General features: G+C 42.5%; 6 protein-coding genes. 4 read left to right on the forward strand and 2 right to left on the reverse strand.

Annotation, left to right across the window (positions count from 1 at the left end; all coding sequences use genetic code 11):
- Positions 1-91: 91 nt before the first annotated feature.
- Positions 92-7,201 (reverse strand): LamG-like jellyroll fold domain-containing protein, encoded by a 7,110-nt coding sequence (locus tag AM228_RS00230; RefSeq protein ID WP_054464078.1) that lies wholly within the window; start codon positions 7,199-7,201, stop codon positions 92-94.
- Positions 7,202-7,830: 629 nt separating this feature from the next.
- On the opposite strand from AM228_RS00230, the gene AM228_RS00235 reads away from it, so the two are divergent.
- The 4 genes from AM228_RS00235 (at position 7,831) to AM228_RS00255 (ending at position 19,492) form a co-directional block, all read left to right on the forward strand.
- Positions 7,831-9,612, forward strand: a complete 1,782-nt coding sequence (locus AM228_RS00235) for an ATP-binding protein (RefSeq protein WP_054464079.1) — start codon at positions 7,831-7,833, stop codon at positions 9,610-9,612.
- A gap of 520 nt (positions 9,613-10,132) precedes the next feature.
- Positions 10,133-12,511 carry a GAF domain-containing protein gene (locus AM228_RS00245; RefSeq protein ID WP_054464081.1) on the forward strand — a complete coding sequence of 793 codons (2,379 nt, stop codon included), beginning with the start codon at positions 10,133-10,135 and terminating at the stop codon, positions 12,509-12,511.
- An 80-nt stretch (positions 12,512-12,591) separates the two neighbouring features.
- Positions 12,592-18,957 (forward strand): AAA family ATPase, encoded by a 6,366-nt coding sequence (locus tag AM228_RS00250; RefSeq protein WP_054464082.1) that lies wholly within the window; start codon positions 12,592-12,594, stop codon positions 18,955-18,957.
- 160 nt (positions 18,958-19,117) lie between these two features.
- Positions 19,118-19,492, forward strand: coding sequence for a response regulator transcription factor (locus AM228_RS00255; protein WP_054464083.1), 375 nt, complete (start codon positions 19,118-19,120; stop codon positions 19,490-19,492).
- A 385-nt stretch (positions 19,493-19,877) separates the two neighbouring features.
- On the opposite strand, the gene AM228_RS00260 is transcribed toward AM228_RS00255, so the two are convergent.
- Positions 19,878-20,477: a tRNA-(ms[2]io[6]A)-hydroxylase gene (locus tag AM228_RS00260; RefSeq protein ID WP_054464084.1), complete on the reverse strand. Its 600-nt coding sequence runs from the start codon at positions 20,475-20,477 to the stop codon at positions 19,878-19,880.
- Positions 20,478-20,567: the final 90 nt, after the last annotated feature.

Genomic DNA, 20,567 nt, shown 5'->3' on the forward strand with positions numbered 1-20,567 from the left:
GGTTTTTTTTGTAATTTATAACTATGACAATTGCGATAATTAAAAAGGAGAGGAAATCATTTCCCCTCCTTTTTAATTATCTAATTATCGACTATTTCTGCTCTTGCAACAAACTGAGGATAGTATCCAGTTTTTCCTCAAGTTTTTGGTTTTTCTCCTCCAATTTAGTAATCTTATCCAACAGTGCTTGATTTTCCGAAATTTCCGCTGCCGCCCGCAATTTACGGACATCGCGACCAAAGCCCATCAATGCTGGACGTTCCACATAAGTAACCCGGTGCAGTACCCGCCAGGCTTTATTGGGTTTACCTGCTTGGGCCTGACGCAAAGCCACCGCTTCCTCATCATTACTGCGTAACCATTCAGGATCGACTACATAGTTAAAGAAGTCGTGGAAGTGATTGCTACTGCCTTCTAGGTAGAAACTCATAAACCGATAGCGGTCTACTTTTTCCCCAGGCATAATCGGGCGATCGTTGTAGTCGGTAATGCCTTTATATTCCAAACCACTCAGATCTACATTCAACTCAAAACCCTTACTCCGAGCTTCAGTTTTGCTCATGGTTTGAGTTAAGTTGACCGTAGCTTGGGCGGTGAGTTCTACATCAACCCCCCCTATTGAGAATGAACTGTCAACTCCTAACCCGGCATTCAGACCAAAAGAGCCACCAATGGTATGTTCTACGGTATTGGCAAAGCTTTGGGCTTCAGTTCGCAGACCACCATCGGCATCCCAAACGTAGGTATTGACGATGTTGCGCTTACCTGCCCGAATTTGGATACTTTCCATCCGTTTCTGCCAGCCGGCAAAACTTTCTGTGGCTTGCACTCGTTTGTCTTGGTCAGTAATTTGGCTTTGAATCTCCGCTTGTTTAGCTTGAGCGGCAGCGCTGGCCTTGTCAGAAGCAGCAGCAGTATCTGCTTGAAATTGTTCGGCTTTCTGGTCTTGGGCTTTTTTCTTCTCCTCGTCAGTCATTTGGGTATTCGGTTTGTCTTCTTCCCGTTGTACTCCAATGGTGGTTGGTGCATCCCCACTGTCGATGTTTCGGTTCAAAGAGAGTTCATCGACTAAACGCACATTAAAGTTAGAAAAGTAAGATTCTCGGCGTTTATCTTCCGCTTCAATTTGGCGTTTTAAGTCATACGCCTCTTTCAAGCGATAGTAACTAGCGGGATAGAGAGAACCATACTGGCTACGCATTTCGGGAACGTGCTTGAAGAAGCGCTGGCTAGTAGCACTGCTGCCGGTCATCCCGTCCAAGCTACCGCTCATCGTGTAGGCAGGATTCATCAAAAAGGTGATGGTGTTGACATCTGGAGGAATGCCATCTACCGGCTGCACTTGGTAGCCGACCATTTTGCCACTGCGGGCCAGTCGGGTGACAAACACATCTGCCAAGGCTGAAACAACCAAAGCATAGCCAATATTCTTGGGAATAAATCGTGTCCCCAAATGGGGAAACTTAGTAGTTTCTTCGGGTGTGCCGCGTAGTTCCAGTTTATCGGTCATGCTCAGAGATGAACTCGAAGTAATGTTACTTTCATTTTGGAATTGGTAGCTGAAGTCAAAGTTGCCTTTAAAACCCACTCTGGCACTGCTGTCGATGGAAGTCCCCACACCCGCAGCTGTAGTGATAAAAGACATTGTTCCCCCTGCTCCAATAAAGGTATCAATTGTTGCTCCTAACCCAGCATCTTGCGATCGGTTCCAGCTAAACTCGACATCTTCAGACATGGTTAATTCCACAGAAGTCGCGCCATTGTAATCGTCTGACAAGGTTAGGTTTTCACTGGGTACGGGGGGTGGACCTTCGATATAACCCAACAAAGTCGGAGCAAATTGGGCGTTACCAATCCATTTCAGTTCTAAGGTTTCAATCCGCTTATCTGGTAGCAGGGTGACTCCATTGGTGGCAGGATAAGCAAAGAATCGCCGCATGATGGCCACCTTGGTTTTCGTGGATGATTCCACAGTCACGCTGCTGTACTCAGCAGAAACTAGGGCATCGGCACTAGGGAGATTGTCAATTTTGCCAATGGGTGCTGTACAACCCCACCAATTTGCCCCCGATACCGTGGCATGATTGCCATTACCGGAATGGTCGCGCACTTCCACTCCTGTGGCTTCACTCATGGGGTAGTAAGCCAACAAACCTGGTTCGTTGCCACTCAGAAGTAGGGTGCTGTTGATAGCAATTTCATCATCACTTAGGGCAACTTTCCAAACACGAACTTCTGCCAATTTACCGAACTGCTCACCTCGGATGAAGCGGGCAATAGATAGGGTTTGATCCTGCACGATGTTCGCTTCCACCACAGTGCCACGATTATTCGCCACTAGGTCTAGAACTCTTCTGGTAGCACCTTCGACTTGAATGAAATTAAAGGGATAATAGGCCACTAAATTCGCTTCTTTTCCACTAAGGCGTCGAGACATATTAGCCTTAATTTCTGCTTGGGTGCGGGCTGTATTCCAGATGCGGACATCGGTAATTTGGCCATGAAAAAATCTGTCACTAGACCAGTTACTTCTGCCAATATAGTTAATAGTCCGTCTCAGATTATTTGGAAGATGCACTCTGCCTGTTTGAATCCGCTCACCATTTTTATAAAGGGTTGCCATTCCTGAAGCATCAATGGTTGCGGCTAGGTGAATCCATTTTTTTGTTTCTAATGCACCTGTTGCTCTAACTGACTGTTCTGTGGATTGCCGATATACCCCAAAGTGGAGTGTGTTAGATGATCCGTCATTGGCAAGCAGGATATTTTCATTACCAGCACCATTGCCAAAGTCGATAATTCTGGACCAAGATTGGAAACTGTCATACCATACCCAAGCTTCCACCGACATTCCTTTAGATAAGTCATAGTTGATTTCCGGTAAAGATACACAATCATTTACCCCATCAAACTTCATCACTGAATAATCAGGAGACTGATTAATAGCTAAATGATTGTTCGCAATCGCATAAACATGGCTATTAGATTTCAGACTAGCTTTTTTAATGTCTGTAACCTTTTGCTTCGCGGCGGCATCGTTGGGGTTTTTATTCAGATTCTCTTCCGCATCTTTTAGGGCTTTTGCTTTCACATCACCCACTTTTTTGCCATCAATATAAAACAGAGTCGTATCCCCCCGACCGACAGCAGCGACATGATGCCATCCCTCGGTTAACAACTCCATATTGAAACCGCTATCGTAAAAGTTCTGCCCCAAAGAATCATTGGTCAGATAAATCCCTAACTGTTTACGATTTCTGACCAGAATGTGATGATTGGCATCTTTTCCTCGGATTAAAGTATTCCATTCTGCCGTTTCTGGTAATGGATAAACAAACCAAGCTTCAATACTCCAGTCATCTGGAAGATACAAGGCTTGATTTAAGGTAACGATACTATTGCTGTTGCTAAAGTTTAAACAGGCCCGTTGAGCATCAGGAATCCACTGTTCAAAGGCGGCATTTTTTCCGTCTGCTGTGGCATCATAGTTCGTTTGTCGCATCCGTCCTTCCCTGTCCAAATAACTCAATTGGACATTGCCTTCACAGGTTTCAATGGCATTCAGACGGCCGGCAGGTTGCACAAAACCAAGTAACACTCCTTGAGTGACTAACCCCTTGCTATCTTTAGCAACCTGGGGCATTGTTTGAGGCTTTGCCTGAGTGTTTTTGACAGCATTGAGGAAGTCAGTGTTCAGGGTATTTAACTCTGTTTGAAGTGCAGTGATTAAAGCAATCACTTGTGCCAAACGCGCATCCCAAGCTGCTTTATCCGCAGGAGTCGCAATTAATGCTGCATTAAGCAATTTAAAGCGGTCTTGTGCTTGGTTGAGTTCTTGAAGTTTTTTCTCCCAAGCTTCGCGTGCAAGAATAATTTTATCATTGCTAGTCTGATTCGTTTTTTGGATTTGAAACAGATTTCCATTGCCCTGATGTCGAATTAGCCGAACATAGTCATTATTCGACTGGTTTTCAACGTGGATTCCTTTCCACTCAGTTCCTACTTGTACACTGATGTAATAATTGCCCCCGTCAGCGACAGAGAATCGGAAAAGATTCCCATTACCTTGATGCCGAATCAAAGAAGCATAGTCATTATTCGACTGATTTTCAACGTGGATTCCTTTCCACTCAGTTCCTACTTGTACATTAACGTAAGAATTTTCACTGTCAACGGCATAGAATCGGAAAAGATTCCCATTACCCTGATGTCGAATTAGCCGAGCATAGTCATTATTCGACTGGTTTTCAACGTGAATTCCTTTCCAAGAATCACCGACTTTTACTAGAATGTAGCAGAAATAATTAAAAGGGCTACTATTTTCGGCATTAAATCGAGATAATAGGGTTTGCTCTTCACTGGTGAGTTTTTGAATTTCTGCGGTTAATTTCTCAATCTCTGCTCTAGTCGCAGCCTGAGCATTATAGGCAGCAATTTTTGCTTCTAACTCTCGCTTTTCTTTGAGCAGAACAATTTCCTGTTTCTCTTTCACCTCCAGTTCTTTTAACTTCGCTGTTAAGGTGGCATGGTCATCGGCCAAAGTTGCCAAAGTCACACCATCTGAGTATTTCGCTTCCGTAATACTATCGGATAAGAGGCGAATCCGGTGTTTGCGAATTGCTAAGGATTGCCAACTTCCTTTAACATTGGCAATTTCAAAGGAACGTAACACACTGACTTCATCGGGAATTGTCACATTACAGGAAGCACGATACCAACCATTGCCCAAGTCTTCAAACTTATTTTGTACCCCCGAAATGGTCTTTTTCTCTTCGGCACTGCGGCTGGTTTTTCCCCAATAGGAAAAGGTGAAAATTTTCGTGCCAATATTTTTACCATCGGCATTGTCTAGATAGGCTAAATTAACCGGATTGGCTGAGTTAACTTTAAACTCAAAACTTTCCTCGTAAGTTGCCCGTTCGCTAACGGCAAATAGCTCAGGATTGCTATATTTAACCGCTGCAGATCCTCCGGCAAGATTGCGGTTGAGAGTTGCCGCACTGACATAAGGTTCACCATAGAGAGTGCCGTCATTGCAGTTCACAGAAAAGTCAACTACTTTGCCTTCAGAGATACCACCTAAGCGCCAATACCCCACTAAACCGACTTCTTTTCCTGTCAGTTGTAGGTACATACTATTTTTAATGTCTTCAGCAGTCCGGGCTACTGTCCAAAGACGCAAATCGCTAATTTTACCGTTAAAGTAGCTGTCATTAGACCAATTACTTCTGCCGATATAGTTCTTAGTCCGTTTGTTATTATTAGGCAAGGCAAATTTACCCGATTGTACCTCCAGACCATTTTTGTATAGTTTGGCAGTTCCTGAATCATCAACTGTGGCGGCTAAGTGCAGCCATTTTCCGGTTTCCAATGCTCCTATGGCTTTAATACTTTGGACTTTTCCTTCCTGAAAGATAAAAAAGGCTAGGTCATTGGATGTGCCGTCATTGGTAAACACAATATTATCCGCCGCGCTTCCATTGCCAAAGTCAATAATTCTTGAAGAAGATTGGATACTGTCATACCAAACCCAAGCTTCTACGGTAATTCCTTCGGAGAAATTGTGATTGATCTCGGATAGAGAGACATAATCATCCACCCCATCAAATACGATCCCCCGTCGCTTTTGGGATACCAATTTCACATTAACAGCTTCTCCCATTACCCATTTGCGTTCAATTACAAAATGGGTGTCATCAATTTTTTGCACGGGGTAGCTATCGTTGTAGTCTTCTGTGCCAGTAATTTGGACTTGATCGCCATTTTCCAAACCATGATTAGCACAGGTGACTCGTAATTTGCCATCGGCAGTTTTTTGATAAGCGGTAATCATGCCATCAACAATCAAACCACCTTCTTCTTGGTCTTCTTTTTCCCAATAACCCAATCCACCATCCAAGGAGATGTCAATATCAAAGGTATTTTCATCTACTTTAATCGTCGGATACAACCCTTGATAATCACTGGTGCCGCTGATTTTTACCAAATCGTAATTGGCTAAATCTGAAGCACCGCCATCGGTTGATATTTTAACTAAATCTTCGATATCTTCCTCATCAGTTCCTGCGGAGAATCCGCTAATAATGCCTTGGGGAGGAGGAGTTCTGTCACCTATTGCTTTTATTTCATCTAAGGTGTTTAAGGGTAACAAAACTTCTCGCTGACGACTGCGAATAATCTTGCTATCTGGGGTTTCGTCAATTTCTCCTAAAGTACCATCCCCTGCGATGGCAAAACTAAAAGCGGCCGCCCCTTTATCTGTGGGAATCGCTAACATTAATCGCGTGGCAGTCTTTAACAGTTGTTCTTCCCCAGACTGGGTTTGCTGGGCCTGTTGTAAATCGTATTTAGTGGCCGATAAACCGTTGGTGACTGTCACCCCATTAATGTCTAAAGTCCGCTTAATCACCCCCGGAATTTTTCGGGGAACTAGGCTATCGTTTGATTCTTCAAAAATGGTGTAATCTTGAACATCAAATAGTCCCACTTCCGAGGCGCGAATCGTGGTTAATTCCACTTTCTGAGTTTGACTATTGTAGGCGAAAATATGCCAGCGATAAACATCATTTTCAATCGTCGGAACCAATACCACGGAAAACCAGCCCTTATGCAGGTTATTGACTAAACTTAATTCGGTGGTGGGTTCATAGAAAAATTTACCGTTGGCATCACGAAAGTCTAAGGTGTCAACATTAACCAGTCCACTAGACCGCCTTTGCATATTTTTCGTGGGTTCGTGTTTCTGCTTACTCCGTTTAAACCGAACTTCTAGCTTGCGGTTCAGCTTATTGGTCATGCCGTCTAAGATAAAACGATCTACCAATAAAGTGTTAGATTTGGACTGACGAAAAACATAAATATGTTCCAGTGCGGCAATGACTTGTACTGGCGCAACTGCGGTTATATTTTCGGTTTTGTAAAGGGATTTGAGAAGATATTGACTGGGATTTTCTTGGTGAGTCAGTTCGGCTTTTTCTTTCTCAATTACGGACTGGTCATCAGCTTCATCGGGGAATTCTAGAGTTTTCCAGTTTTCCCAGCCGGTTCTTTGATCGGCGGGGGTGTTGAGGTAGCTATCTTCAAACCCATCTTGCTTCACCGTATAGGAAATTTTTCCCTCGCTATCGGTGGCTAAGACGACTATTTTACCCTCATGGGTAATTGTACTAATATGTTGGAGTTTGTCTTTTGTTAGGTACATAAGTTCCTGTTTTAGGGAAAATTGGCTAGAAATTTTATTCCGCACTTCTAACAAAGATCGCGATCACCCACTCCTACCGTGGAGGGGATCGCTGCTATCTATATGCAAACTTCACCAGACATTATCCGATGATTAGCTTTCAACTGTAGCGTAAAAGCGATCGAACGACTAAATTCTTTAGCTTTTTTTAAGAAAGTAGCGATCGCCTAATAATTCAGCGATTTTCCAGGCAAAATCGTAAAAATATTATTTTGTCAATAGCATTTTATTAAAGTTTTGTTAAGGCAATTACTCCATTAATGGTGAAAATTTATTCTTTGATTATTTTTTTCTCTTTGGTCTACGCATATCTTATGACCGCCAACCAAAGAATCCCTAACCAAAGAATCCCTACCCAAAGAATCCCTAATCAAAGAATCCCTACCCAACAATCAAAGAATCCCTAACCAAAGAATCCCTACCCAACAATCAACAACAAAAAAAGTCCGTATTTATACGACTAATACTTGAGTGAATTTACGGAAAAAAATCTCTGGATTTTCCCGGATGACGGAATGAGGAATCAAACAGATAATATACTTAAATAGATAATCAAATAATCAAAACCAGAGTAAAGTAGCAGAAAGATTATGGCAATTAATTTAAAGAAATTATGTGACTCTCCTCTATTGTTAGAGGCGATCGCCGATTTAGTCAAGTCTATGGGTACATCCATTGTAATACAGGATACTAAAGGACGGGTGATTTTCGGTGATGAGAGTAAAAAAGCTGGCAGTCAATTGCCCATAGAAATCGATGGTGAGGTCATAGGATGGGCGATCGGGGAGGCAAAAGTCGCCCCTATTGCCTCAATTATCTCTTGTTTCGCCCAAAAAGAATTAGAGAAAAAGACTTTAGCCCACGAAGTCCTGGATAACTATCGGGAAATTACTTTTCTGTACGATCTGTCCGAAAAGCTAACTGCCAGTTTAGATATTGATGAATTGGTTAACTTATTATTAGCCGAAGCTAAAGAGTTAATTAAGGCCACCAGTGGGGCAGTCATGTTACTGTCAAACACAGGCAACACTGAGGAATTGAAGGTAGTCTCAGCTTTTGGTCAGGAATGGAATCGCGATCACCTCCGTATTCCCTTGGATGAAAGTATTTTGGGTGTGGTGGTGAAAAATGGCTTGGGAGAAATTATTAATGATGTTGCCAATGACCCGCGATGTATGGATTTTGAGGCGACGATGAGTGCTTTAATTTGCATACCTTTAATCAGCAAAGGTCGTCCGATCGGCGCGATCGCCCTGGGCAATTCTTCTCCCGTTACCTATACCGCAGCGGATCTCAAACGGATGAATACCCTAGCATTTCAAGCAGCAGCAGCGATCGACAATGCCCAACTCTATCAAGAAAGTTGTATTGCCGCAACTACAGCCCAATTGCAAGCGGAAAAATTACAGCAAGCGTTGCGGGAATTGCAAGAAACCCAAAGCCAACTGATTCAAAGTGAAAAAATGTCTAGTTTGGGTCAGTTAGTAGCCGGAGTTGCCCATGAAATTAATAACCCAATTAATTTTATTTCAGGGAATCTTTGTCACGCCCAACAATATACTGAGGAACTGTTAAAAATCCTGCAACTCTATCAGCAAGAATTCCCCAATCTGACCCCAGCCCTGGAAGCAGCGATCGCGGAAATCGACTTAGAATTTTTATCGGCAGACTTTCCAAAACTCATTTATAGCATGAAATTGGGAACCGATCGCATTAGAGAAATCGTTTTATCCCTACGCAACTTTTCTCGGTTGGATGAAGCCCAAACTAAACCCGTAGATTTGCATTCGGGGATTGATAGCACCTTAATGATTTTACAACATAGGTTAAAACCCCAGCCCGGACGCCCGAATATTCAAGTGATTAAAAATTATGGCGATCTGCCGCTGGTGGAATGTCATGCGGGGCTGATGAATCAGGTATTTATGAATATTCTGAGTAATGCGATCGATGCCCTAGAAGAACAACAAAAACCGGGAGAAATTGTGATTACTACTGAGTTAATTTCCCATAAACCAAGGCTTTTGGCCACAACAGGAGAACCCATGTCCCATGATGGCAACGAAAGCGTACTAATTAAAATTCGCGATAATGGCTTTGGTATTCCTGAAGAAATTTGCTCGCGATTATTCGATCCTTTTTTTACCACTAAACCTGTAGGCAAAGGCACCGGCTTAGGTTTATCAATCAGTTACAAAATTATCGTGGAGAAACACGGAGGAATCATCAAATGTTTATCTCAACCGGGTCTAGGTACAGAATTTTATATTCAAATTCCTCTAAAACTATCGATTGAATTAGGGAAAAATTCTGCCGCCACTGCGGTGCGCCGTCGGTCTCCGTCGGCGCACCGCAGTGGCGTATTATTTTAGCAACAACGGTTCGTCCCAAATGCTGAAGCCGCACCTAGAATCACCAATTTGCCACGGGAATACCCCAGTCAATTATTAACAATTTTGTCCCGCAATCAAATTGTTAATTTTTGTAAAAATAAAGCATCTAGGCAATGGAATAGCCGCTAATTGCTCTATATTAATTGATTGATGGATTAATTGAAATGGTGAAAATAAACAAATAATATTGTATTGTATGGTGAAAATTACCGACCATTCCTGAAGAATATTTTCTGCTGGAAAATCACCCGCATATCTGCCTATAGACATAAGGGCTAATGCTTCGCCAGGGCGCGGTATCAGGCTGATGAAAAAAAATCATACAAGAATATTAAGAGATTACTGACTGAAAGTGATTAAGGTGATTTTTGACTAATAAAATAAATTAATTAATTTATTTGGTAATTAACAGATAAAAATTGGTAAAGTTTAAGTTTAAATGTTTACTTTTTTGAAAAAAATAGTTATCCTAGAAAAATGATAAACCAGAGGTTAATTTATGTCTCAAATTAGTCTGAAAAAACTATGTGCCAAGAAAGAAATTATGGAAGTAGTGGATGAGTTAATCCAAACTTTAGGAGTCCCAGTGACTTTGAAAGAGTTAGACGGGAAAGTCATTATCGATCGCGGCAATAAATCCGAGCGTTATCAAAAAAATCAATATCAGATTACCTGGGAGGGAGAAATCATTGGCTGGGTAGAGGGGGATGAAAAATCTAAAATTATCGCGATACTCTTTGAGTTATTTGCCAGCAAAGAACTAGAGAAAAAAGCCCTAGCGCAAGAAGTATTAGATAAATACCGTGAACTGACGCTATTCTATAATATTTCTGATAAAATATTAGGGATTATCGAGCCAGAAAAAGTAGCAAAATTAGTGTTTGAAGAAGCCCGTAAATTTATCAAAGCCACTAATGGCGTGGTGATGTTATTCGATGACAGTACCGGCGAACTGGAGAGCATCGGGTCGTTTGATTCCGACCCAGAATATTCAACGGAATACCGGACGTATCGTCCCTGGAAAAGTGAGGATTTTGTTTATCATGTGGCTACTTCTGGTCGGGGAGAAATTGTCAATGAAGTGTCATCAGATCCTCGGTTAATTGATAGTCAATTGCTGGTGACTTGTATGATTTGCGTTCCCTTGAAAACCAAAGATAAAATAATTGGCGCGATCGCCCTTGGCAACAAAACACCGGTGACATATACCGCAGAAGACCTCAAACTTCTGACCACTTTGGCATCCCAGGCCGCCAGCGCAATTAATGCTTTGCTGCACGAAAATAAGCTAAAAGAAAGCCGCAAAGAAGCCCTATTATTTCGGTTAGCTAGTCAAATTAGGTTGTCTTTAGACTCTAATTGTATTTTAACTATTGCCCTGAAAGAAATCCGCCGGTTATTGCAAATTGATCGCTGTCTATTTATGTGGTATAGACCGGCAAATTGTCCCGCCGAACTATTCACGGAGCCATCGGGAAAAAAATTGGAAAAATTTAGCGGTTGGCTGGTGGTCAATGAAGCAAGTCAAGCGGATATGCCCAGACTGATTAATCACTATTATGCAGAATCGCCAATTGGCAAAATAACCGGCTGGACGAAAGAACTGTTAGCCATGAAAATTCTCCGCATCGATGATATCAATTGTTTAGAAGATAAGGCTATGCGCGATTTTTTTCTCGCCCAAGGGTTGCTGTCACTTTTAGCCGTACCACTGGAGACGCGATCGGGAAAAATTGGATTGATTAGTTGTAGCAACTGTCAAACGTTACGTCCGTGGAGTGACGATGAAGTGGAACTGCTACAATCCGTAGCCATTCAGTTGGCGATCGCCCTCGATCAAGCCGAACTATACCAACAAAGTCAGACCGCTAAAGAAATAGCCCAAGCCAAAGCGGAAGAATTGCACAAAGCCCTGGAAGACTTAAAAAAAGCAGAAGTCCAGTTGATTCAAAGTGAAAAAATGTCTAGCTTAGGTCAAATGGTAGCGGGGGTTGCCCATGAAATTAATAACCCAGTTAATTTTATCCACGGCAATTTAAGCTACCTGCAAGACTATGTAAAAGACTTACTGGACTTGGTGGAAATGTATCAGCAGGAATATCCCAGCCCATCATTAGCCATTCAACAGGCGATCGAGGAGATGGATTTGCAATTTTTAGCCGAAGATTTACCCCAAATTCTTGGTTCTATGAGAATTGGGACAGAAAGAATTCGGGAAATTGTGCAGACTTTGAGAAATTTCTCTCGTGTGGATGAGGCACAAATGAAGTCAGTGGATATCCACAGTGGGATTGATTCGACTCTGCTGATTTTGCGCGATCGCCTCAAAGCCAAGCCCGGGCATCCTACCATTGAGGTGATTAAAGACTATGGGGATTTGCCGGAAATCGAATGTTATCCGGGTCAACTAAACCAAGTCTTTATGAACCTATTAGCCAACGCCATTGATGCCCTAGAAACTGCCATAGAAACGAAAGTAATTGGAGAGCGATCGCCGACTATTTGGATTCGCACGGAAGTCAAAAGAGGCGTCCCCAACGAGCAAATTTCTGGCAATGGTCAAGAGCAATATGGTAATACAGTAATTGTACCGAGTAGCGATCGGGCAATGATTCGGATTATTGACAACGGATCGGGAGTTTCTGAGGCAGTGCAACGGCGGTTATTTGACCCTTTTTTCACCACCAAACCCGTGGGCAAAGGCACTGGCTTAGGACTTTCAATTAGTTATCAGATTGTGGTAGAAAAACATCATGGCACATTAGATTGTATTTCCACTCTTGGTAAAGGCAGCGAGTTTGTGATTTCTTTACCCCTGCGACAAAGCCTGCAAGGGCAAACTAGGGAGCGATCTCCGCAAGCATCGTTAAAAACATAATTTTATTTTCATTTATTTTCAGGGATGCCATCTATTAATCACTTATAATCACTTGAAAAATTCAATCAGGAGAAGAAAAAATGACTCTGACCCTCAAAGGATATCAAATCACTGAAAAAATTCACCAAGGAATCAACACAAAAATCTATCGGGGAATTCGCTTTGCCGACCAAAAGCCAGTGATTATAAAAATGTTGGTGGCAGATTATCCCACCCTGGAAGAATTAACTCAATTCAGAAATGAATATGAACTGAGTAAAAATATTCAAGAAATTCCCGGCATTGTCACCCCCATAGAATTACTAAATTACCAAAATGGAATGGCGCTAATTTTAAATGACATGGGCGGGATTTCTCTGAAACAATATCTAGAACAAAAATCAGCCCAATCTAGCCAAATTTCTGGCTTAAGCTATTCTGGCTTAAGCTTAAAAGAATTTTTCTCTATTGCCATTCAACTTGCTACTACTCTGGGGGAACTACACCAAAGGCAAATTGTCCACAAAGATATCAAACCGCAAAACATCATTATTAACCCGGAAAATGGGTCAGTCAAAATCACCGATTTCAGCATTGCTTCTCGCCTCAGCGAAGAAATTGCCACGGTGAGTAATCCCGACCAATTAGAAGGCACTCTAGCCTATATGTCCCCGGAACAAACCGGCAGAATGAATCGCACCTTAGATTATCGCAGTGATTATTATTCTCTGGGAGTTACTTTTTATGAAATGCTCGCTGGCTGCCTGCCTTTTGAATCAGACGACCCCCTAGAATTAATTCACTGTCATATTGCCAAAAAACCGCCCAAATTAAGTCAGTTTAATCCAGAAATTCCCCCAGCCATAGAAGGCTTAGTGCTGAAACTAATGGCCAAAGCTGCGGAAGACCGTTATCGCAGTGCCAACGGGCTAATGTATGACTTACAAACCTGTTGCCAACAGTTAGAAACAACCGGAACTGTTAACCTAATTCCGGGAGAAAGCGATCGCGCCGGTCAATTATTAATTGCCCAAAGACTCTATGGTCGAGATGCGGAAGTCACTCAACTAATGGAAACCTTCGACCGTGTTGCCAACCCCCCCGAACCTGGGCAAGCAGGGACAGAAATGATCCTCGTCTCTGGATATTCGGGAATTGGCAAAACCGCCTTAGTCTCAGAAGTACACAAACCCATCGTTAAAAGTCGGGGTTATTTTATCAGTGGCAAATTCGACCAGTATAAACGAAACATTCCTTATAGTTCTCTAATTCAAGCCTTTGCCGAACTAATTCGCCAACTGCTAACCGAACCAGAAAGCGCCATTCAAACTTGGAAAAAACAACTATTAAATGCCCTAGGAAGCAACGGCCAAGTGATTTGTGATGTGATTCCCGAAGTCGCCCTAATTATTGGCGAACAACCAGAAGTGCCCTCCCTCGGCCACACGGAATCCCAAAACCGTTTTAACCGGGTATTTCAGCAATTTATGGGCGTGTTTACCACCAAACAACACCCCCTAGTAATTTTCCTCGACGACTTACAATGGGCAGACAGTGCTTCATTAAAATTAATCCACCTATTGCTGACTAATTCAGATAACAAATACCTGCTATTTATTGGCGCTTATCGTGACAATGAAGTCAGTCCCACTCATCCCACAATTCAAACCATAGAAAAAATTGCCGCTGCTGGAACTCCGGTAAATAATATCCTTTTAAAGCCATTGGAACTTCACCAGGTTTGCGCCTTCCTTGCCGATACCCTAACCAACAGTGCGGGAACCGAAGAATTAGCGGAATTACTGACTCACAAAACCCAGGGCAACCCATTTTTCTTAACCCAACTGCTGAAAACTTTATATGCAGAATCCTTGTTAGTCTATGACTATAGCCAAGGCTCATGGCAGTGGAATATCCAGGAAATTCAAGCCCTAGGCATCACCGATTATAATGTGGTAGAACTGATTGCCAGAAATCTGCAAAAACTTCCGGCATCTACCCAGGAAGTCTTAAAAATAGCCGCTTGTATTGGCCACCAATTTAATTTAGAAGTGCTGGGAATTGTGGCGGAAAAATCGCAGACAGCAACCGCAGGAGATTTATGGGCATCCTTACAATCCGGGTTAATTTTACCCCTGAGTAAAGATTATAAAATTCCTCTGGTATTTGGCAATGATAAGAAAAACGGGCAGCCGCGATCGGATGTGAAGATAAATTACAAGTTTTTACATGATCGTGTACAACAAGCCGCCTATTCTTTGATTCCCGAATCTCAGAAAAAAGCCACCCATCTAAAAATTGGCCAATCCCTGCTCCGAAATACCAGTGAAGCTGAACGATCAGAGCATATCTTTGCCCTGGTCAACCAACTGAATTATGGAATTGATTTACTCAAAGACCAAAGGGAAAAAGATGAACTGGCTTATTTAAATCTTTTAGCGGGGAAAAAAGCCAAAGAAGCTACCGCTTATGAAGCGGCTGTCAAGTATTTAAGTTTGGGTATCGATCTATTAAGCGAAGATAGTTGGGTCAGTAACTATGACTTGACATTAGCTTTATACACCGAAGCAATGGAAGCGGAATATTTCTATACCAACTTTGACCGGACAGAAGTTTTAGGGCAAGTGATTTTAGCAAAAGCAAAAACTTTGCTCGATCGCATCAAAGTTTATGAAATTCAGATGCAAATGTATGCGGCGCAACATCAAATTATTAAAGCCATTGAGATCGGAATGCAAGCCTTAGACACCATGGGAATTTCTCTGACAAAAATCCCGAAAAATCAGGATAAAATCGTCAAATTGCCCGACGTTGAGGAATTAGAGACTTTTCCAGAAATGACCGATCCATATCAACTAGCTGCTTTGCGGATTTTAATGAATTTATTAGCGCCAGCTTTGCACACAAAATCTGATATATTTCCTCAGCTAGTGTTGACAATGGTGCATCTTGGTTTAGAAAAAGGTCATTCTGCCTTATCCGCTTTTACCTATAGTTGGTATGGCACCATGTTGTGTGGTGCTGGGGAACTGGAAACTGGATATTTAGCGGCTCAATTGTCCTTGAAATTGCTAGAACAATTTCATGCGACTTCCCTAAAATGTCAAGTGTATAATATGGTTTATGCTTTTATTCTGCACTGGAAACAGCCCGTCAAAGATACCATTAATGCTTTCATTGATGGGATGCAAAGTGGTTTAGAAATGGGCGATCTGGAATATGCCAGCTATTGTGCTTGTAAGTATTGCAGTTACTTATTTTTAAGTGGGGAATATTTGATTTCTGTAGCCGCCGAACAAGCGAAATACATGAAATTACTGCGAAAACTGAAATATGAGATTTCTCTCAATGATGGCAGTATTTGGACTCAATTAACGGCAAATTTACAAGGGCGGGCTACTGATAAATATCGGTTGATTGGGGAAACTTTTGATGAAGCGATCGCCTTACCTCGGTTGCAAGCTGCTAACGATAACTGGTCTTTATTCAACTTCCATCTAGCCAAAACCATTTTGCTTTACATACATAAAGACCATCGCGGGGCGCTGCATCATGGGTTAATGGCAGTCGATTTTGTCGGTGCAGTGAGTGGGGCTTTGACCATGACCGCTCATAATTTTTACTATTCTTTAGTGCTGCTCAAAAATTATCCCAATGCCCTGGAAGAAAAACAAATCGAATACCTAAAACAAGTAGAAATCAACCAACAAAAATTACAGCAATGGGCGAACCATGCGCCGATGAATTTTCAGCATAAATATGACCTGGTAGCCGCAGAAAAAGCGCGAGTCTTGGGGCAAAACTTAGCAGCAATGGAACTATACGATCGCGCCATTTCTGGAGCGAAAGAAAACGAATATCTCCAGGAAGAAGCCCTAGCCAACGAACTAGCCGCCGAATTTTATCTATCTTTAGGACGAGAAAAAATCGGCAAAACCTATATCACCGATGCCTACTACACTTATGCCAAATGGGGCGCTGTAGCCAAAGTCCAAGACTTAGAAAGCGCATATCCTCAATTATTAGAGCAAATTAAACAACAGGCAGGAAACAAAACTCTGGCTGATAAATCCACTCAAACCACCATTGTCAAAACCACCCTAGGCAATACCGGCGCCCTGGACTTAGCCACCGTAATGAAAGCCTCCCTAGCCATTTCCAGTGAAATTGTTTTGGATAAATTACTCGGCCAATTAATCAACATTCTCCTAGAAAATGCCGGTGCCGAAAAAGCATTTTTATTCTTAAAAGAAAAAGCAGGATTAGGACTTGCGGCTAGTACCCAAGTCAACCAAGAGGCGATCGTCTATCCTACACCCTACACCCTACACCCTACACCCTACACCCTACACCCTACACCCCCGAATACAGATTTGCCCCTGGGAGTGATCAACTATGTGCAACGAACGGGCAACCATCTGATGCTGGCTGATGCCCAAACCCAAGGTGTCTTTACCAATGACCCTTATATCACCCGGCATCAAGTCAAATCCTTGTTATGTGCGCCCATTATTAAAGGGTCAAAATTAGTGGGCATTATCTATTTAGAAAATAACCTCACCACTGGGGCATTTACCAGCGATCGGCTGAAATTCTTACAACTGCTATCAGGACAAGCGGCTATCTCCTTAGAACTTGCCCGTTCCGTCAACGAAGTGCAAAACACCTTAGCCTATCTCAAAAGCATCCTCAACAACATTGCCGATGGCTTATTAGTCACCGATCGAACGGGTCGGATCACTCAATATAATCCCGCCCTATGCCATTTGTTTGGTTTAGCTTCATCTGCCTCCCTGGGAAGCCAATATTGCCACGAAGCATTAACCGTAGAAATTGGCACTTTGGTGACGCAAACCTTAAGCAAACCACAAGAAGTTTTGAGTGCAGAAATTAACCTAACTCCTGGGCGAATTGGTGGGGCAGTAGCCACCGCCATTACCACAGACAAATCCCCTGAAGTGATTGGTTGTGCCATCATCATCCGGGATATCACGGCGGAAAAAGAAATCGATCGCATGAAAACCGACTTTATCTCCACCGTCTCCCATGAACTCCGCACCCCATTAACCTCCGTGGTGGGATTTGCCAAAATTATCCATAAAAAGCTCACGGAACAAATCACTCCCGCCTTAGTTTCAGCGGACAAAAAAACAGTGCGATCTGTGCAACAAATTGGCGACAATATTAATATTATCATTTCCGAAGGGGAACGGCTGACCAACCTAATTAATGATGTGCTCGATATTGCCAAAATGGAAGCGGGTAAAATTGAATGGGTAATGCAGCCAGTCAACTTGGGCGAAATCATCGATCGCGCCGTCAATGCCACCTCTTGTCTATGGCAAACTTCTGGACTACAGCTAATTAAACAAGTCCCCCATGAACTGCCAAAGGTCAAGGGCGATCCAGCCCGCTTACTTCAAGTGCTAATTAATCTAATTTCCAATGCGGTTAAATTCACCAACCAAGGTTCAATTACCATCACCGCCGCACAGCAATTTTCCCCAGAGGGAGGGGCGCAAATTATCGTTAGCGTCATTGATACGGGAATTGGCATTGCCCCGGAAAACCGGGAAAAAGTGTTTGAAAAATTCAAACAAGTCGGTGAAGTAATGACCGACAAACCCCAGGGAACTGGACTGGGACTGCCCATTTGCCAACAAATTATCGAACACCATGAAGGTCGCATTTGGGTGGAAAGCGAGTTAGCAGTTGGCAGTAATTTCTCCTTTGCCTTACCCTTAAACTCTTCTAATATTCAGGGAACAGAAAATCTAAACTTCGATACTCTCGTGCGACAATTAAAACAAAGTATTGTACCCAAGTCTTCGGAATCTACGGAAGAGCAAAAAACCATTCTGGTAGTAGATGACGAACCTTCCATTCGCTCGCTTCTGCGACAACAATTAGAAGACCAAGGGTATATCGTCAAAGAAGCTGCGGATGGCATGGAGGCGATATCCCAAGTCAAACAAGTGCCCCCGGATTTGATTATTTTAGATGTAATGATGCCTGCGATCAACGGCTTTGATGTAGCGGCGGTACTGAAAAATAATCCCACCACAATGGATATCCCGATTATCATCTTATCCATCGTGGAAGATAAACAACGGGGCTGGAAACTGGGGGTTGACCGTTACCTCACCAAACCCATTGATAGCGAAAAACTGTTGAAAAATATTGAGGTGCTAATTTCTCGCGGCAGTTCCCCTAAGAAAGTCATGGTAGTGGATCAAGATGTGTCCGCGATTAAGACCCTAACTGAGGTATTGCAAGCCAAAGGATATAGTGTGGTTGAAGCCTTGTCCGGTTCAGAATGTATTCAGAAAGCCTTAGCTGAAAAACCTGATATGATTATTGTGGATTCTCTTCTGTCACAGCAGCATGATTTGGTCAAAACTTTGCGCTTTGAAAAAGGGCTGGAAAACGTTTTATTTGTCTTGTTAGCTGACCGGCAAGAAGATTAATTCCAGAAACCGGGTTTATCTCGCAAATCTTTGTGTATTCCAGAAACCGGGTTTCTATCCCAAATCTTTGCCGAAGTACAAGAATTACATAGAAACCCGGTTTTTTTATGTTTATCACCCGGTTTATTAACAAAAATAATCTAAAAAATAGGAAATTCTTATGTCTAAAAAGATATTAATTGTCGATGATGAACCCCATATCAGAATTTTGATTTCGCAAACCCTGGAAGAATTGGAGGATGAAGGGGTAGAATTGCTAACAGCCACCAATGGGGAAGAAGCATTAGAAATCATTCAACAGGAAAAGCCTGATTTGGTATTTCTTGATGTAATGATGCCAAAAATGAACGGTTTTGAAGTTTGTCAAAAGGTGAAAAATGAGTTAGGAATGCCAAATATTTACATTATTATGCTCACCGCCAAAGGCCAAGAGTTTGATAAACAAAAAGGCAATGAAGCCGGGGCAGACCTTTACATGACCAAACCTTTTGACCCCGATGAAATTTTGGCAAAAGCAATGGAAGTTTTAGGTTAATTCCCTCCAAGAAACAGGCAGAGGTTAGAAACCGTCGGGGGTTTTAACCCCCGCCTCATAGCGCAAGTCGGATAAATCCGACTAAAATTATATAATTTAAAATTCCGAATTTCAGTCGGTTTTAACCGACTTTAGCTATTAGCCAGGGAAGACGATTCCCCGGCGGAATAACGGAATAACCGAATAACGGAATAACGGAATAACGGAATAACGGGATAACGGAATAACGGAATAACGGAATAACGGAATAACCGGATAAACGGATAAACGGATAAACGGATAACGGAATAACCAGATAACGAAATTCCCGAAACCGGGTTTCTTTCCCAAATATTTGCCACCAACCAAGAAACCGGGTTTCTTACAAAAGCCGGTTTCTTTAAACCTAACTATGTATCCGAGGTTCGGGATGCAATGTGGCTAATAAATCACTTTCCACGGTGGATAATTCTTCTAACCTTTCGGTGACTTCTGTGGGGTCAAAATAAGTATTGGCTAATACCCAATAAATGCCATAATGTCGGGCTTCGGATGCCATTAATCCGCGATAAAATTTCGCCAAATCTGCATCAGGGCAATGGGTGCCAAGTAATCCCAAACGTTCGTGACTGCGGGCTTCAATTAATGCGGAAATCAGCAGAGAATCTAATAATCTTTTGGGTTCATCTCGCCGAATTGCCGCTTTGAGTCCAGCCGCATAAGGAGGGGCGGAAAGGGGACCGAGGGGAATGCCCCGTTGTTCTAATATTTGGTTGACTTGTTCAAAGTGTTCTAGTTCTTCTTGGGCGATCGCGGTCAGTTGTCGGACTAGCTTCGTATTCGACGGATAACGAAACATTAAATTTAAGGCAACTCCTGCCGCTTTCCGTTCGCAGTGGGAATGATCCAAGAGAATCGTATCGAGATTAGATAAAGCTTGTTCGACCCACTCGTTCAAAGTTGGTTGCTTGAGAAACTTGATTTTCGGCAAAGTAGGGGACACCACAGGGCAACACTCCGGCTATATCTCGGCAATTTTTGATGGCAAATTTGACTAAGCTGTGATTGTATCGCAATTTTAATGGTGAAAAGAATG

Origin of the sequence: Planktothricoides sp. SR001 (assembly GCF_001276715.1) — a bacterium.
Taxonomy (GTDB): domain Bacteria; phylum Cyanobacteriota; class Cyanobacteriia; order Cyanobacteriales; family Laspinemataceae; genus Planktothricoides; species Planktothricoides raciborskii.